This window comes from Pseudomonas sp. Irchel s3a12, assembly GCF_900187485.1.
In the GTDB taxonomy this organism is placed as follows: domain Bacteria; phylum Pseudomonadota; class Gammaproteobacteria; order Pseudomonadales; family Pseudomonadaceae; genus Aquipseudomonas; species Aquipseudomonas neuropathica.
Genome location: NZ_FYDN01000001.1, coordinates 477,660 through 493,925, shown reverse-complemented (window position 1 = coordinate 493,925; position 16,266 = coordinate 477,660). Strand labels below are relative to the sequence as shown.

General features: G+C 59.8%; 19 protein-coding genes. 8 read left to right on the top strand and 11 right to left on the bottom strand.

The annotated features are described in order from the left end of the window. Window positions 1-87 precede the first annotated feature (87 nt). Window positions 88-1,407, bottom strand: coding sequence for an Nramp family divalent metal transporter (locus tag CKW14_RS02320; protein ID WP_095124538.1), 1,320 nt, complete (start codon window positions 1,405-1,407; stop codon window positions 88-90). 71 nt (window positions 1,408-1,478) lie between these two features. Continuing rightward, a complete protein-coding gene (locus CKW14_RS02315) occupies window positions 1,479-2,015 on the bottom strand; it encodes a chalcone isomerase family protein (protein WP_095048000.1) in 537 nt (178 codons plus the stop codon). Window positions 2,016-2,162: 147 nt separating this feature from the next. On the opposite strand from CKW14_RS02315, the gene CKW14_RS02310 reads away from it, so the two are divergent. Next, window positions 2,163-2,936 carry a hypothetical protein gene (locus tag CKW14_RS02310; protein WP_095124537.1) on the top strand — a complete coding sequence of 258 codons (774 nt, stop codon included), beginning with the start codon at window positions 2,163-2,165 and terminating at the stop codon, window positions 2,934-2,936. An 84-nt stretch (window positions 2,937-3,020) separates the two neighbouring features. Continuing rightward, a complete protein-coding gene (locus tag CKW14_RS02305; RefSeq protein ID WP_095124536.1) occupies window positions 3,021-3,578 on the top strand; it encodes a hypothetical protein in 558 nt (185 codons plus the stop codon). Here the strand turns inward: CKW14_RS02305 and CKW14_RS02300 are convergent. The 4 genes from CKW14_RS02300 to CKW14_RS02285 form a co-directional block, all read right to left on the bottom strand. Continuing rightward, a complete protein-coding gene (locus tag CKW14_RS02300) occupies window positions 3,568-4,284 on the bottom strand; it encodes an alpha/beta hydrolase (RefSeq protein WP_095048003.1) in 717 nt (238 codons plus the stop codon). The genes CKW14_RS02305 and CKW14_RS02300 overlap by 11 nt on opposite strands. Window positions 4,285-4,748: 464 nt before the next feature. Beyond that, window positions 4,749-5,861, bottom strand: coding sequence for a M14 family metallopeptidase (locus CKW14_RS02295; protein ID WP_095048004.1), 1,113 nt, complete (start codon window positions 5,859-5,861; stop codon window positions 4,749-4,751). A gap of 198 nt (window positions 5,862-6,059) precedes the next feature. Further along, a complete protein-coding gene (locus CKW14_RS02290; protein WP_095048005.1) occupies window positions 6,060-6,839 on the bottom strand; it encodes an ABC transporter substrate-binding protein in 780 nt (259 codons plus the stop codon). A 351-nt stretch (window positions 6,840-7,190) separates the two neighbouring features. Beyond that, a complete protein-coding gene (locus tag CKW14_RS02285; protein WP_095048006.1) occupies window positions 7,191-7,619 on the bottom strand; it encodes a rhodanese-like domain-containing protein in 429 nt (142 codons plus the stop codon). Window positions 7,620-7,720: 101 nt separating this feature from the next. Between CKW14_RS02285 and ftrA the strand changes: the two genes are divergently transcribed. The 3 genes from ftrA to CKW14_RS02270 all read left to right on the top strand — a co-directional run bounded on the left by ftrA (window position 7,721) and on the right by CKW14_RS02270 (window position 9,783). After that, the gene (gene ftrA / locus CKW14_RS02280) at window positions 7,721-8,695 is read left to right on the top strand and encodes a transcriptional regulator FtrA (RefSeq protein WP_095124535.1); all 975 of its coding nucleotides are present in this window, start codon (window positions 7,721-7,723) and stop codon (window positions 8,693-8,695) included. Between the two features lie 435 nt (window positions 8,696-9,130). After that, window positions 9,131-9,511, top strand: a complete 381-nt coding sequence (locus tag CKW14_RS02275) for a DUF6124 family protein (RefSeq protein WP_095124534.1) — start codon at window positions 9,131-9,133, stop codon at window positions 9,509-9,511. Between the two features lie 2 nt (window positions 9,512-9,513). Next, window positions 9,514-9,783 (top strand): hypothetical protein, encoded by a 270-nt coding sequence (locus CKW14_RS02270; protein ID WP_095124533.1) that lies wholly within the window; start codon window positions 9,514-9,516, stop codon window positions 9,781-9,783. Window positions 9,784-9,922: 139 nt separating this feature from the next. Here the strand turns inward: CKW14_RS02270 and CKW14_RS02265 are convergent, their stop codons facing one another. Together CKW14_RS02265 and CKW14_RS02260 are read right to left on the bottom strand one after the other, a co-directional pair. Further along, window positions 9,923-10,336: a hypothetical protein gene (locus tag CKW14_RS02265; protein WP_095124532.1), complete on the bottom strand. Its 414-nt coding sequence runs from the start codon at window positions 10,334-10,336 to the stop codon at window positions 9,923-9,925. Window positions 10,337-10,371: 35 nt separating this feature from the next. Continuing rightward, window positions 10,372-10,710, bottom strand: a complete 339-nt coding sequence (locus CKW14_RS02260; protein WP_095048010.1) for an FKBP-type peptidyl-prolyl cis-trans isomerase — start codon at window positions 10,708-10,710, stop codon at window positions 10,372-10,374. A gap of 163 nt (window positions 10,711-10,873) precedes the next feature. Here CKW14_RS02260 and CKW14_RS02255 point away from each other — a divergent pair, with 163 nt between their 5' ends. Further along, window positions 10,874-11,950 carry a sensor domain-containing diguanylate cyclase gene (locus tag CKW14_RS02255; protein WP_095124531.1) on the top strand — a complete coding sequence of 359 codons (1,077 nt, stop codon included), beginning with the start codon at window positions 10,874-10,876 and terminating at the stop codon, window positions 11,948-11,950. Window positions 11,951-11,955: 5 nt separating this feature from the next. Here the strand turns inward: CKW14_RS02255 and CKW14_RS02250 are convergent, their stop codons facing one another. Further along, window positions 11,956-12,420 (bottom strand): hypothetical protein, encoded by a 465-nt coding sequence (locus CKW14_RS02250; protein WP_095124530.1) that lies wholly within the window; start codon window positions 12,418-12,420, stop codon window positions 11,956-11,958. Window positions 12,421-12,521: 101 nt separating this feature from the next. Then, window positions 12,522-12,827, bottom strand: coding sequence for an RcnB family protein (locus tag CKW14_RS02245; protein ID WP_095124529.1), 306 nt, complete (start codon window positions 12,825-12,827; stop codon window positions 12,522-12,524). 433 nt (window positions 12,828-13,260) lie between these two features. On the opposite strand from CKW14_RS02245, the gene CKW14_RS02240 reads away from it, so the two are divergent. Further along, window positions 13,261-14,553, top strand: a complete 1,293-nt coding sequence (locus CKW14_RS02240) for an MFS transporter (RefSeq protein WP_095048013.1) — start codon at window positions 13,261-13,263, stop codon at window positions 14,551-14,553. A gap of 12 nt (window positions 14,554-14,565) precedes the next feature. Next, window positions 14,566-15,336 carry a substrate-binding domain-containing protein gene (locus CKW14_RS02235; RefSeq protein ID WP_095048014.1) on the top strand — a complete coding sequence of 257 codons (771 nt, stop codon included), beginning with the start codon at window positions 14,566-14,568 and terminating at the stop codon, window positions 15,334-15,336. Here the strand turns inward: CKW14_RS02235 and CKW14_RS02230 are convergent. Beyond that, entirely contained in the window at window positions 15,326-16,240 is a 915-nt protein-coding gene (locus tag CKW14_RS02230) for a LysR family transcriptional regulator (RefSeq protein WP_095048015.1), read from the bottom strand. The two genes, CKW14_RS02235 and CKW14_RS02230, sit on opposite strands and share 11 nt — an antisense overlap. Window positions 16,241-16,266 lie beyond the last annotated feature (26 nt).

Here is a 16,266-nt window from a genome sequence, read left to right as displayed (position 1 = left end):
AGGTGTACACACTGTTGAAATCACCTTGGAAACTGTGGGAGCGAGCTTGCTCGCGAAGAGGCTAGCCCAGTCACTGCAAAATATGGCTCAAACCGCCCACTGCAAAATCAACCAGCTGTTAGCGCCGCTGATCACCACAAACAACCCCCACGCCAACACCCGTGTCGGCCAGCGATTCACAAACGGCCCCATCAGTTGTTTGTCGTTAGTCATTCGAATGAGTGGATACAAGGCAAACGGCAACTGCAGACTCAACACCACCTGACTCAACACCAGCAACTTGCCGATCGCGTTATCGCCCATCAGCCACACGCCGACGAATGCCGGAATCAACGCCAGTCCGCGAGTAATCAAGCGCCGCTGCCAGCACGGGATCCGCAGGTTCAGATAACCCTCCATGATCACCTGGCCGGCGATGGTGCCGGTGAAGGTCGAACTCTGCCCCGATGCCAGCAGCGCGACGCCGAACAACACGCTGGCCAGCGCGCCGCCCACCAGCGGGTCTAGTAAGTGGTAGGCGTCCTGAATATCCACCACCTCGGTGTGCCCGGACTGGTGAAAAGCCGCCGCAGCGAGAATCAGGATCGCCGCATTGACCAGCAACGCCAGCGCCAGCGAACCGATGGTGTCGATACGCGCCAGTTTCACCGCGTCCTGCTTGCTGGCGAGGTCCTTGCCGATCATCCGCGTCTGCACGATCGAGGTGTGCAGGTAGAGGTTATGCGGCATCACTGTCGCACCGAGAATACCGATGGCCAGGTACAACGGCGCCGCTTCGCCAATCGCCGCCAGCGACGGTTTGAAACCTTGGGCGACGTCCGGCCAGTAGGGTTTGATCAGCAGCAGTTCAACGAAGAAACACACGCCAATGGTCGCGACCAATACCAGCATGATTGCTTCCAGACGGCGGAAGCCGCGATTTTGCAGGGCCAGCACCAGCAAGGTGTCGAACGCCGTCAGGGCAATGCCGAAGGTCAGCGAACAGCCGAGCAGCAAATGGAACGCCAGCGCACACCCAAGCACTTCGGCCAGATCGGTGGCGATAATCGAGATTTCCGCCAACACCCACTGCAAGCGCGCAGTCGGCGTGCTGTAGCGCTCGCGGGACAGTTGCGCCAGATCGCGCCCGGTGGCGATGCCCAACCGCGAACACAGGCATTGCACGACCATGCCCGCCAGACTCGCCAGCAACACCACAAACAACAGGCTGTAACCGAACCGTGAACCGGCCTCGATGGCGGTGGCCCAGTTGCCCGGATCCATGTAACCGATAGACACCAGCAACCCGGGGCCGGCGAAACGCAGCACGCGTTTGAAGAACGAGGCATTGGGATCTACCGCGACACTGCCAGCCACTTCCGGCGGGCAAAACGGCGCGGTGGCGATTTTGGGCAAGCTGAATTTCACGCACACATCCAGAAACAAATCGGAAAGACGCAGCTTAGACGTTTCAGCCGAAGCCTAGAAGATCAAAAAATCTATCGACTCACACCCAACAACTGCTCACGCAACTCGGGATTGCGCGTACGCGGATCGAGCCAGATATCAAAAAACGCCCGGGCAAACAGCGGGTCATCGATCTCATGCTGTAATTGCTGGCCGACAAAAAACCGCGCGCCCTGCCCTGGCAGATAGACCCCAGTAATCCGCGTGCCAGCCTGCACATCGACGAACGATTGCTGCATCTGTACCTGCCAACCGGCCAATTGCGTCGGGCTGACGCTACTCCCTGACAGTCGTTTGATTTCATCGACGCTGGCCTTGACCAGGTCGTCGCGAGAAATCTTGCGACGGTAAATCAACTCCAGCGCAAACGGCTGGTCGTCGTCCAAGGGCCGCGCGGCGCTCCACAGGCGTGCGTTGTAGACATCGAACCCGAACACGCTGAAATCACCGGTGCCGATGATCTGCGCGCCGGGCACGGCGTCCTGCCAATTGGCCCAGGTCGGCGTCAGCAACAACGCCCACAAGCCGATGCCGCAGCATCCTCGCACCAGCTTCGGTGTTCTTCTCATCGCGGCATCGACTCCGGTAAACCCTGATACACACAGCATAGCCGGGTATCACCCTCGATAGTTTGTATACAAAAACTGCGCACATAGGCAGCAATCGCCGATCGACAATGCTACCGTGGCCTACCCTCAACGGACGGAGACACCTGCGTGCTGATCCTCAAACTGCTGCTGATTCCCGGTTTTCTGCTGCTGATTTCCCTGGCAGGCAAACGCTGGGGGCCGAGCGTAGCCGGGTGGCTGTCGGGATTGCCGGTGGTGGTCGGGCCGATTCTGTTTTTCCTCGCCATCGAGCAGGGTCCGGCGTTTGCCGCGCAATCAGCGGTGGCGGCGTTATCGGCGATGTTCGCGATGATTGCGTTCTGCATCACCTATGCGCAGGTCGCGCAACGGGCGAACTGGCCAGTGGCACTGCCGGCGTCGCTATCGGTGTGGGCCGTCATCGCGGGGGTGTTGTCACTGATCCCGGCGTCGCTGCCGTTTTCCGTGGCGGTGGCGGCAATTGCGCTGCTGACATCGCCGTATCTGTTCCCTACGGTGCAACCGGTGTTGAACGGCCCGGCGCCGAAGTCGGACAAACTGATCTGGCGGATGATCGCCGGCGCCGCGTTGACCCTGGTGGTGACGATGCTCGCCAGCACCGTCGGCGAGCGCTGGAGCGGTTTGCTCGCGGTGTTCCCGGTACTCGGCAGTGTGATGGCGGTGTTCTCGCAACAAACGCGCGGCCCGGCATTTACCGCCGCATTGTTACGGGCGACGGCGACCGGCATGTATTCGTTTTCGGCGTTTTGTCTGGTCTCGGCGCTGACCTTGCCAAGCATGGGGCTGAGTGGATTCGCCGTCGGTGTCGCGGTGTCGGTGGCCATGCTCGGCGTAACCAAACGCCTGTTGGCCCGTCCGTTGGCGAAAGCGCAGGCGCAGTAACCGCTCAGACGATTCGCGCTGGAACGCCCGCCCTCCTCCGTGGGATGATCGCCCGCCTCGCGCGACCATCCACCGGAGATTCACATGTCATTGTTGAGCAAAAAAACCGTCGTCCTGCTGGTGGCGGCCCTCGCCGGTTTCGGCGCCCTTCACGCGCAAGCGGCCAAGGAAAAAGCCACCGCCGAGAAAGTCTCGATGCTCGATGGCAAGTTCACTTTTGTGCTGCCTAAAGGTTTCATCGCCGACCCGCTGCCGGCCAGCCCGAGCGGGACCAAGGGCACGATGTACACCAACGAGGCCACAAAAACCGTGGTCATTACCGCTGAAAACCAAATCCCCGAAGGCCAGCACGTCAAGGACAACGACGGCCAGTTCCTCGACAGCACCGTCTCGAGCTTCATCGACGACCAACGCAAGGCCCTGCCGGACTTCAACAAACTCAGCGAAAAAAGCCTGACCCAGAAAGGCACCGGCCTTGGCCTGCGTCAGGTCGACAGCACCGCGACCCAGGGCGGTGGCCAGACCCTCAACACTACGCTGATGGCCGGCTCCGGCACGAAGATGGCGTTGGTGCAGGTGATCTCCCGCGCCAGCGACAAGAAAGGTCACGATGCTTTGGTGAAAACCATCCTCAAGGATTGAGCTGCTGCAGCCAGCCACTCAAGTCGCGCAGCTCGGCCGCACTGATACTGTGGCCGACGCCGGGATAGGCATGGAACTGCGGCTTGTAACCGAGTTTCTGTAGTTGCGTGTTGGCCTCGGTGCCGTTTTTATACGGCACCGGATCATCGGCGGTGCCGTGGCCGATAAAGATACTCAGCGGCAACGGCTGCTGCTCGCCTTTGAGTTCAGCTTTCAACACTGGCAATAAACGCCCGCTCAACGCAGCGATCCCGCCGACAGCGACTGGCGGCCGCAGCCCCACTTCGTAGGTCATCATCGCGCCCTGGCTGAAACCGATCAGGTACACCTTGCTCGGGGTGGTGTGATATTTCTGCGCCGCTTGCGCGACAAAATCGCGCAGTTTCTGGCCACTGACCTTCAGATCATCGGTCTCGCCGTTGTAGGCACCTTCGCCTTTCTTGCGAAACCACTGGAAACGTCCTTCGCCCAACGACAACGGCGCCTGCACCGACAGGTAGTTGTATTGCGCCGGGAGCTGGAATTTCATGCCGATCAGATCGGCTTCGTTACTACCGTAGCCGTGAAGAAAAATCACCAACGGACGCGCCTCGGCGTCGGCGTGCACCTGTTCGATGTACTTGAGCGGCAGATCGGATTGCAGCGTGGTTTGCGCCTGCACGGCGCTGGACGCCAGTAGGGTCAAGAGAGCAAAGACCTTCAACATAGAGCCTTCCTTCACGGAGTGTCGGGTTCGGGGGGGAGCCTAACATCCTGCGGCGTGGATCCAAATTCGGTGGTGCTGTCGATGCCGCCATCGCTGGCAAGCCAGCTCCCACAGGATTTGTGTGAACACAATGTTTGTGAACACCTTCAATCACTGGGGGAGTGTCGGGTTCGGGGAGAGCCTAAAATCCTGCGGCGTGGTTCCAAACTCAATGGTGTTGCTGATACCGCCATCGCTGGCAAGCCAGCTCCCACAGGATTTGTGTGAACACAATGTTTGTGAACACCTTCAATCACTGTGGGAGCTGGCTTGCCAGCGATGAGGCCGTCAGATCCAATGAAGGGCTATCAGCAGTGTGCCGCCGATGGCCCCTTCGCGAGCAAGCTCGCTCCCACATTGGAAATGCATTCCCCTGTGGGAGCGAGCTTGCTCGCGAAAGGGCCGGTGAATCCCGTGAAGATCCGTCAGTCGTTGGTCAGTTTCCCAGTACGAAACGCCACCCGCCCCGCCACTTTCGCCTGCCAGATCCCCGGCTCGGTGTAACGCCCGCGATCAAGCGCAAACAACACGCCACTGGTGCCCGCGCGCACGGTGGTGACGCGATCCTGCAACGGATCCACCACCTCAAACAACGCATCGCCCTGCTCCACCCACTCGCCAGCATTGCGCAGGAAACTCACCACACCATGGTGCGGCGCGAACAGGTATTCGGTGCCCTCGAACGGCAGGCCTTCGCAGCACTCGCTCGGCGCTGCCGGCCACTCGCCGCTGATGAAACCCTGCTCCGCGAGGAAGCCGAGAATCGCCTCACAATTGGCTTGAGCCTGATCGACCCGGGTATCGCCCATGCTACCCAGTTCCAGCGTGGTCGCCAGATTCGCCGCCGGAATCGCGGCATTCGGGAATGCCCGCGCCAGACGCAACCACGGCGTCGAGCAGGATTCATCGAACGAGCTGCCACCGGAATCTTCACACAGCAGCGCCACGCCGGCCTTCAAGCGCGCCGCCAGCGATTGCCACTGTGGCCAGTGCTGCGGCAGCGCGTACAAGTGAATCGCCGCGTCGAAATCACAATGCAAATCGAGGGTGATGTCGGCATCGCAGGCATGGCGCAGCAACAGGCGATGCAAGGCTTCCAGTTGCGAGGCCGGTGCCGGCAGTTCATCGAATACCTGGCCCATGGTTTGGCGGATCAGTGCAACGTTGGCCTCGGCATCAGTGCCCAGACGCTCACCGATCAACGCCCCGACCGGCGCGCTGAGTTCGACGAAGGCGCGGTTGAAATTCTTGCCGCTGCCCAGTTCGAAGCGACCCATGTGCGCGCCTTGCACGTGTTGATCGAGGCCGATCGGGTTGGCCACTGGCACCAATTCGATCACGCCCTGCAAACGGCCTTGCTGCTCGAGTTGGTTGAGGCGTTGCTTGAGTTCCCACGCAGTGCGCATGCCCGGCAGTTCATCGGCGTGCAGGCTGGCCTGGATGTACACCTTGCGTGGGCCGGCGCCATAGCGGAACACACTTAGCGAACGTTCGCTGCCCAAGTGGCTCCAGGGCAGAACATGGTCGATGCGTCGCATGGGTAACTCCTCAATATCTGGATCACAAAGATCCCCTGTAGGAGTGAGCCTGTTCGCGATAGCGGTGGGTCAGCCAACACATTCATTGAATGACACACCGCTATCGCGAGCAGGCTCACTCCTACAAGGGTCTCATCACAATTAGAGCGCAAAAAAAGTGGCCACCGCGCAAACGGGGCCACTTTCTTCTACGGCGTATTAATGGCCGTACACATCAAAGTCGAAGTACTTGTCCTGGACTTTCTTGTACTCGCCATTGGCGCGGATTTCAGTGATGGCTTTGTTGAATTGCTCGGCCAGCGCGGTATCGCCCTTGCGCACTGCAATGCCGGCGCCGCCACCGAAGTACTTGGCGTCTTCGTAGGTTGGGCCAACGAATTCAAAACCTTTACCCGCGTCGGTTTTCAGGAAACCGTCGCTCAGGTTGACCGAGTCAGCCAGCATCGCGTCGATACGTCCGGAAACCATGTCGAGGTTGGCTTCCTGTTGCGAGCCGTAACGCACCAGGTCGATCCCGGCTGGCACCAGCACTTCGGTGGCGTAACGGTCGTGGGTGCTGGCACGCAGCACACCGACTTTCTTGCCCTTGAGCTCGGTCAGCGGGTCTTTGACACCGGAGCCTTCCTTCATCACGAAGCGCGCCGGGGTGTGGTAGTACTTGATGGTGAAATCGACGTTTTTCTTGCGGTCGTCGGTGATGGTCATCGACGACAGAATCGCGTCGATCTTCTTCACTTTCAGCGCCGGGATCAGGCCATCGAATTCCTGCTCGACCCAAGTGCATTTGACTTTCATCTGCGCGCACAGCGCATCGCCGATATCGACGTCGAAACCGGCGAGTTTGCCGTCAGGGGTTTTCATCGAGAATGGTGGGTAACCGGCTTCGATACCGATGCGGATCGGCTTGGTGTCTTCGGCCACAGCGGTCAGGGACAACATCGACAGTGCCAGGGCACCGAACATCACTAGCTTCTTCATTTATAACTCCTGTGTGCGGAGGCTTTTATTGGCAGCTTTCGATTCAGCGTTCGGTCATGGCCAATTGGCTACAAAAACCGAAGTGGCCGGCAGTCTATGGCGGCGCGCACAGGGTAAATTGTGTTTAAGCGACAAATACTTATGAAAGATCGGCGCACCGATTGACCGGGGTCAACGGGTGCGCCGTCGTGGTGCAAAGGCTGTAGGACAAGCGCATTTCCAGCGCAGAAAAACGCTGACTTCCCTGTAGGAGCTGCCGCAGGCTGCGATCTTTTGATCTGTTTTTTTAACCATCAAGATCAAGAGATCGTCCGAACGCGGCCCGAGCCTGCGGCAGCTCCTACAAGGGGATCAGCATTCGCAGCCGATTGCGGATTTGGCCGCAGGCGTCAGGCTCAGTTGAAAACCTTCATCCAGCCATCCAGTAACGCCGCCAATCATCTCCTTGACCGGGTAACCCAACGCCGCCAGTTTCACCGCTGCCTTGTTCGCGCCATTGCAGTGCGGGCCGGCGCAATAGACCACGAACAGCGTGGTTTTCGGGTAGCTGGCCAGTTCCGCGGCCGTCAGCAAACGGTTCGGGATATTGATCGCGCCCGGCACATGCCCGCGCTCAAAGGCCAGCGGACCACGGACATCGACCAGGACAAAATCGATCTCGCCAGCCTCCTGGCTACTGAATACGTCGGAACAATCGGTTTCGAAGGTCAGACGATTACTGAAGTGCATCAGGGCGATCGCCGACGGCGCCGCAGGGATGTCGCGAACCAGACTGACCATGGGTGTTGCTCCTTTATCTGAACGGGTGTGAACAGACTTTATCGAGCCGCCGCTTGCGGCTACAGTGGCGCACAAGACACTCACCGGGAATTTTCCGCCAAATGCCGACATCACCAGGTTTGGTCGCAATTCTGGCCTACGACGGCCTCTGCACATTCGAGTTCGGCATCGCCGTGGAGGTCTTCGGCCTGACCCGGCCGGAGTTCGATTTCCCGTGGTACACCCACGCCATTGCGGCGGTCGATCAAGGCCCGATGCGCGCCTTGGGCGGCATTCAGGTGCTGGCCGATGGCGGTCTGGAATTGTTGGCCGAGGCGCGCACCATCATCATTCCCGGCTGGCGCGACCGCAACGCGGCGGTGCCTCCAGCATTGATCGACGCGTTGTGTCAGGCCCATGCCCGGGGCGCGCGCTTGCTGTCGATCTGCTCCGGTGTATTTGTGCTGGCGGCCACCGGTTTGCTCGATGGCCACGGCGCCACCACCCATTGGCGTTACACGGCGGAACTGGCGCAGCGCTTCCCGGCGATTGCTGTCGATGCCGATGTGCTTTACGTCGATTCCGGTCAGTTGATCTCCTCGGCCGGCAGCGCTGCCGGGATCGATGCCTGCCTGCATCTGGTGGCGCGGGACTTCGGCACGCAAGTCGCCAACTCGGTGGCGCGGCGACTGGTGATGTCGCCGCAACGCACCGGCGGCCAGGCGCAGTTCATTCCGACACCGGTCAGCCTGACGCCGCGCAATGATCTGTCGCGGGTGATGCAGTGGGCGCGCGAGCGTTTGCATGAACCGCTGGAGGTGCGTGATCTGGCCAGTGAAGCGGCGATGAGTGAGCGCACGTTTCTGCGGCGGTTTACCGAGGCCAGTGGGCAGTCGCCGAAGGCGTGGTTGCAGCACGAACGGTTGGCGCGGGCGCGGGAGTTGCTGGAGAGTACGCCGCATAACACCGAGCAGATTGCCGAGCGTTGCGGTTATCGGTCGGTGGAGAGTTTTCGTGTGGCGTTTCGCGGCGTGGTAGGTGTGCCGCCGTCGGTGTATCGGGAGCGGTTTGGGCGGGGCGTGAGGGTTGAATCCTGAGGTGATTTTGAAGGCTCCTTCGCGAGCAGGCTCCCTCCCACAGTTTGGAATGCGTTCCCCCTGTGGGAGCGAGCCTGCTCGCGAAGGCGCGCAGTCAAACGCAGCATCATTTAGACATCAGCCACAAGGCTACAGCGCCTTGCGCCTTTGCCTACAACTACGCCAGAATCCGCCGGCTTGTGCGGCTTGGGGGCTGCCGGTAACTTGGTTCGCGTCACTGAATGTTCAGTGATCGGGTTTAGTCGCTCGGTTTCATCTCTAGCTTGCAAGCAGTTATTCAGTCTGGCATTTCCATGCCTGCACTCAATGGCGGCTATGCGTAGGGCGCTTTCGAGCGCGCCGGTTTAGCTAGGAGTCCGGTCGACTAACCTGCGTATAGCTGCCACCCAATGTTTAGTCGCAAACGGTGTCAGCCTCATTGAGGTTTCCTAGCATATGTTCAAAATCACGCCAAATCCGCCCGAAACAGACGCGGAAATCGATCCAAATCCAACGTCCCCCTACTCCACACCAGGTTCCAGAAAACTCCACGAAGCCGCCGAACGCGCCCTCGACCACTACTTGAAACCCACACCGCCTTCACCACCACGCAAACCCAGCACCATGTTCCTCGTCGACCCCAACACCGGCGCCGAAGACCTCATGGCCCATGCCTGCGAATCCATGGCCTCGGCCAGCATCATGCTCAGCGACTTCGCCGCCCTGCTCGACTCGCCCTACCGCAACACCGTGCTCGGCATCCAGCAAGTGGTCATGCTCGGCGAACTCGCGGTCAACCGCGCCCTCGACAAAATCGACCCCGCCCTGAGGCAATAAACATGTCCAACAAAACCGATGCACAAGTCGTCGCAGCACTGGTGGCCATGGGCTTCAACGAACGGGACGGACGCTGGGCACAAAACGCCTGCCTGGTGCTCTTCGAAAGCGAACGCGAATCCATCGTCGCCTCCGCCGTCACCGCCCTTCCCCAACTCGATGAACTGGAAATCGACGCCGTCCTGCCCGCACTGCGCCGCGTAACCCGCCGGTTCCCCTCACTGCAAAGAACCGTGGCCGACACACTCGCCGAAATGGCCCACGCAGCCTGATTGACCGCGTGATCGTTCTTCGCGAGCAGGCTCGCTCCCACAGGTGTTCGCGGTGACTCGCGGCATTCGAGTACACCGCCGACCCAATGTGGGAGCGAGCCTGCTCGCGAAAGCGGTCTTTCTGCATCGGACGCGTGAGTCACGACGCTCGAAAATCCGCGAGGATAAAGGGTGTGTGGTCACGCAAGTAAACGTCGACATCGTCCAGCGAGTGCAACGCTTCACTGGATGACTCCACGCGTTCTTCATCGTCATGACGAATGACCGTGACGAAAAAGGTATCTTCCTGCCGGACCAAAGTCGCGGTGCGTTTGACTGGCCGCCCATCCTCCTGAGCAAAGGACATCGCACGTAACGTTTCATTTTGCAGAGTTTCAGACACGTTTGCTTTGAGAGCCTTGCGTTTGGCGAGCAGTTCTTTCGCGACTACCCAGCTGCCAACTGCAGCGGCAGCGGAAACGAAATACATGTAGTTGTAGGTCGATCCTCTGCGCGAGGCATGCCTCTCCACCAGCCAATCGGCAACTTGTGAAACCCACTGCCACACATCCATCGCGTTTATTCCCAAGCGTAAAAAAAGATCCGGTTTCAGTCCTCCCGCGTCAGCACTTCCAACAACTCAATCTCAAACACCAGATTCGAATTCGGCGGTATCTTGCCCATCGTCCGTTCGCCGTACCCCAAATGCGCCGGCACCAGCAATTTGCGCTTGCCCCCCACCTGCATCCCCATCAAGCCCTGATCCCAACCCTTGATCACCCGCCCGGTGCCAATCACGCACTGGAAAGGTTTGCCACGGCTGTAGGAAGAATCGAACTCGCTGCCGTCTTCCAGCCATCCCGTGTATTGGGTGGTGATCAGCGCACCTTTGACGGCGGCTTTGCCTTCGCCGGCCTGAAGATCGATTACCTGCAGTTCATCATTCATAACATTCACTCTATTGTTCAGCCGGCCGCCGTTTTCCCAGAAATGCCGGGGATTGGCAACCTGCCAGCGCAGATCAACATGGTATCCGAACCGAGTAATGAAGCATTAACATAGCCAACCGCCACTACCCCACGGATCGACCCGCCATGCTGGCAGCGCCCGAATGACTCTGTTCTGGATCAGCCTTGCCGTGGGCGCGATCATGCTCGCCGTCATCGCCCTGCTGCTGTGGCGCGAACGCGGTTTGCGCAGGCAGCTCGCGCAGTACCGTGATCTGCTGAGACGGGCCGCCGATGGCCAACACATTCAGCAGGACGGCGACGTCGAGCGTTTCAAGCGTAGCCAGTACTTTGCGCGTATCGGCACTTGGGATTGGGAAGTCGACACGGATCGGCTGTACTGGTCAGATGCGATTTACGGCATGTTCGGGTTCAAGATCGGCGAAATCACCCCGTCCTATGCGTTGTTCTGTTCCTGCGTCCATCCGGACGACCGCACCAAGGTGCGCGAAGGCGAACTGCGCTGCCTGGAGACTGGCGAAAACCACGATGAGGAGTACCGCGTGGTCTGGCCCGACGGCACGATTCGCTGGCTGCGGGAAACCGGCAACGTTGTACGCAACGACCACGACGCGGTGGTGAAAATGATGGGCGTGGTGCGCGACATCACCGAAGAAAAAGCCTCGGCCAGCTACCTGCAACACCTCGCCCACTTCGATCCGCTGACCGGCCTGCCCAATCGCCTGGTGCTGGAACAACGCTTGTCCGAAGCGCTGGATCACGCGCGACAGTCCGAGACACGCGTCGCACTGGTGTTCGTCGACCTCAACGGTTTCAAAACCATCAACGACCGCTACGGCCATGCCGCTGGCGACCGGGTGCTGATCACCATGGCCACGCGGCTGAAACGCATCCTGCGCGCTACCGATACCGTCGCGCGCATTGGCGGCGATGAGTTCGTGGTGATCCTGCAAGACCTGGCGCCGAGCCTGAGTTTGCAGGACGAAGCGCGCAGCATCTGCCAGAAAATCTTCATCGAACTGTCGCCACCGATCAGCATCGGCAACGACCAGCGCCATATCGGTACCAGCCTTGGCGTGGCGGTGTTTCCGGATCATGCGACGGCTATGGATCGCTTGCTGCACATTGCCGATCTGGCGATGTATGAGGCCAAGCGCAGTGGCAATAATCAGTATCGGTTGGGGGGTGGGCAGGTGATGAATCACGTTCGGGTCGAGTAGCTCGATCAGTCCGCAGGCAGGCCAAACGGAATGCCATTGAAGGTATGCGTGCAACACCGGCAATGAGGCTTCATCTCTTCGACACTCAGCTGCGGATTGACGATTTGCAGCTGCTTTTGCTCATCGACGAAGAGGCCGTTGAAGTAGGCCGACTCGCCCAGTCGCACAATGTCCTTGCGATCGTCTTCGTGGATGGCAACCATCCAGAAAACCGGTTCTGGCCGATCAAGGCGAGATACCGCTTCGCTGAAAATCTCATCCCAATGACCGCCGACGCGGGATAACAGAAAACGAAACAACGGCGTGTAGTCGTAGCCGTGGTGTTTGATGCCATGCATAGAGCCGCGCGTGGCCTCGCTGTGGCTTTGCGCTTTAGTGTTTCGTTGATCACGGTAGTGCCCGCCTGGGTTGTTGCGCCAGACGTTATGGGCGGTGGTGTTTTCTTTGCGATACAGCGGTTTCTTTTCCAACCTGTTGCTCCTGACTTCCCGACATCCAAAACGCCCCAAGGGTTTTACCCGAACGGCGCTCGATTGCAATCAACCGTCCATGGCTGATTATTGCCGGAGATTTAACGCGGGACCGGCTTCATCTCGACAATCGTCCCGTTGGTGATCATCACCATGACGTACTGGTCATTGATCTGTACCCATTGCGCCTGATCAACAGGTTTTTTCAGGCCCTTGGTTTTCCAGTCGATGGCTTTTTCACTGCGCTGATAAACATCCGGCGCCCGATCATTGACCTTCAATTCGCGGTCGCTGACCGGGGATTGCACGGCCTGTTCATTTGAGGTTTGCGCCGCTTGAACAAGTGGGCTGATCCCGGCAATGCCGGCGATGAGGGCCAGGCTGGCGATTAGGGTTTTGCTGTTCATCGGTGAACCTCCTGAATTGTGTAGTACCTCAACTCCGACTGCGTGGGGCGGGAATCATTCCTTTTTTGCCGGGGGTGGGCGCTAGAGGAAATCAAGAGCCCCTCACCCTAGCCCTCTCCCGGAGGGAGAGGGGACTGACCGAGGTGTTTGGCAAAAGTGTGCCGACGTGCGATACCGAGTCGAATGCAAGTTTCAAAACCAACCGAAATCGGCTCCCTCTCCCTCGGGAGAGGGCTGGGGTGGCGAAACCATAAACAGCCGTCACAGCAGCAATGGATTTGTACCCAAAAAACCCCATTGATCCACTTTGCACATCAATCCATGCCAATAATGCAATTAACATCCGGTTACACCTGCGCCACCATCCACCTCAATAAAAACCGTGCGCCGCCCTCCCGTCGCGCACGTCATAAAAGCGGTGGAGTACTTTTCTATGACAGCCTCAATCCCTCACAACGGCTCGCGGGCCGGTGCCATTTTCCGGGTGACCTCGGGCAACTTCCTCGAACAATTCGACTTCTTCCTCTTCGGCTTCTACGCCACGCAGATCGCGGCGGTGTTCTTTCCGGCGAGCAGTGAATTCGCCTCTCTGATGATGACCTTTGCGGTGTTCGGCGCAGGCTTCTTGATGCGTCCGCTCGGCGCCATTGTGCTCGGTGCGTACATCGATGATGTCGGTCGGCGCAAAGGGTTGATCGTCACGCTGTCGATCATGGCCAGCGGCACGATCCTGATAGTGCTGGTGCCCGGATACGAAAGCATCGGCCTGTTTGCGCCGGCACTGGTGTTGATCGGGCGCTTGCTGCAAGGCTTCTCGGCCGGGGCGGAATTGGGCGGTGTGTCGGTGTATCTCGCCGAGATCGCCACGCCGGGCCGCAAAGGTTTCTTCACCGCTTGGCAGTCGGCCAGTCAGCAAGTGGCGATCATCGTCGCCGCCGCTTTGGGCTACGCCTTGAACGCGTGGATGGCGCCGGATGTGGTGGCCGATTGGGGCTGGCGGATTCCGTTTTTCGTCGGCTGCATGATCGTGCCGTTTATCTTTTTCCTGCGCCGTAACCTGGCGGAAACCGAAGAGTTCGCCGCACGCAAACACCGCCCGAGCATGGGCGAAGTGTTCCGCACCCTCGGCCAGAACTGGGGCGTGGTACTCGGCGGCATGTTGATGGTCGCGCTGACCACCACCGCGTTTTACCTGATCACCGTGTACGCGCCAACCTTCGGCAAAACCGTGCTGCACCTGAGCACCTCCGACGCACTGTTGGTGACGCTGCTGGTCGGTGTGTCGAACTTCTTCTGGTTGCCGATTGGCGGCCTGTTGTCCGACCGTATCGGCCGTCGCCCGGTGCTGATCGCCATGTCGCTGCTGGCCCTTGCCACGACTTATCCGGCGCTGTCGTACCTGGTGCAGGCGCCGAGCTTCAGCCACATGCTGCTGTCACTGTTGTGGCTGTCGTTTATCTACGGCTTGTACAACGGCGCAATGATTCCGGCGCTCACCGAGATCATGCCGGTGGAAGTGCGGGTTGCCGGTTTCTCCCTCGCGTATAGCCTGGCCACGGCAATTTTCGGCGGTTTCACCCCGGCGATGTCGACCTTCCTGATTCAGTACACCGGCGACAAAGCCGCGCCGGGTTACTGGATGAGCATCGGTGCGCTATGTGCCTTGTGCGCCACTCTTTATCTGTACCGCCGTGCCGGTGGTCGTCTGCAACCTGTCGCGGCCTGAGGAACACTCGCCATGAAAAAACTGTTTACTGTCACCGCCCTGCTCGCCGGTCTCGCGTTCAACCTCGCGGCCCAGGCCGAAGAATTGAGCGTGATGACCTCCGGCGGCTTCACCGCCGCCTACAAAATCCTCGGCCCGAAATTCGCCGCCGCCTCCGGCAACACACTGACCACCAGCCTCGGTCCGTCGATGGGCAAAGCACCCGAGGCGATCCCCAATCGCCTCGCGCGCGGTGAACACGCCGACGTGGTGATCATGGTCGGCTATGCCCTCGATGACTTGATCAAGCAAGGCAAGGTCGACCCAGCCTCGCGCGTTGAACTGGCGGATTCGCGGATCGGCCTGGTGGTGCGCGAAGGCGCGCCGAAACCGGACATCAGCAGTGTCGACGGCCTTAAGAAAACCCTGCTCGACGCACAGTCAGTGGCCTACTCAGACAGCGCCAGCGGCGTGTACATCGAGCAGCAATTGTTCAAGAAACTGGGCATTGAAGATCAGTTGAAGCCGAAGGCCAAGATGATTGCGAAAATCCCGGTCGGCTCGGTGGTTGCCACTGGCGACTACCAATTGGGCTTCCAGCAGGTCAGCGAATTGCTGCCGGTGCCGGGCGTGAGTTTCGTCGCGAAGATTCCGGAATCGGTGCAGTCGGTGACGCGTTTTGCCGCTGGGATTCCGGTCGGCGCACAGCATCCGCAAGAAGCCAAAGCGCTGCTCGCTTACCTCGCCGCGCCGGCCGCGCAAGCAGACGTGCAGGCCACCGGACTGGATTCGGTCAAGCGCTGACAATCGGCGGCTGGACCTTCATTTCCACCACCAGCCGCTCCAGTTCCAATGCCGCCGGGGTCAGCGTACGACCCCGGCGCTTGATGATGCCGACACTGCGCATCACTTGCGGATCGGTCAGCGGCACCCGCGTCAGGATCGGATGATCCGGCCCAGGCATCGCCATGAGCGGCACCGCCGCCACCCCCAACCCCGCCTCCACCAAACCGATCATCGTTGTCACATGCCGGGTTTCGCAGACGCTCGAACGCTGCGGCACCACCGTGCTCAACGCCTGGTCGAGCAGAAAGCGGTTGCCGGAGGTCTTGTCCAGCGAGATGTAATCCTGCTGATAAAACTCATCCCACGTCACGCTACTGCGCCCGGCCAACAAATGATCGCGGCGACAAGCGACGACGTAGCACTCCTGCACAAGCGGTTCGAACTCGACTTTGGCATCCTGCGTGCCGAGAAAACTCAAGCCGAAATCCGCCTCGCCATTGACCACCGCACTCAAGACATCGTGCGCACTGGAGTCGAGCACTTTGACTTTGATCCGTGGAAATTGCTGGTGATAGCGCGCGATCACGCGGGGCATGAAGTAGTACGCCGCCGAAGGCACACAAGCAACGGTGACATGGCCCAAACGGGTCGATGCGACTTCGCTGATGCCCAATAACGCAACGTCGAGATCATCGAGCAAACGCTCGACACTGGGCATGAATCCGCGCCCGGCCTGGGTCAGGCTGACCTTGCGTGTGGTGCGTTCGAAGAGTTTTACGCCGAGGGCGTCTTCAAGCTTTTCGATGCGCCGGCTCAACGCCGGTTGCGACAGGCGCACGGTGTCGGCGGCCTTGCGGAAGCTGCCCTGCTCGACCACGGCGCGAAAAGCTTGCAGGTCGTTGAGGTCGAAGTTGATGGCCATGGCGGGACTCGGGAGATTGATTCGCT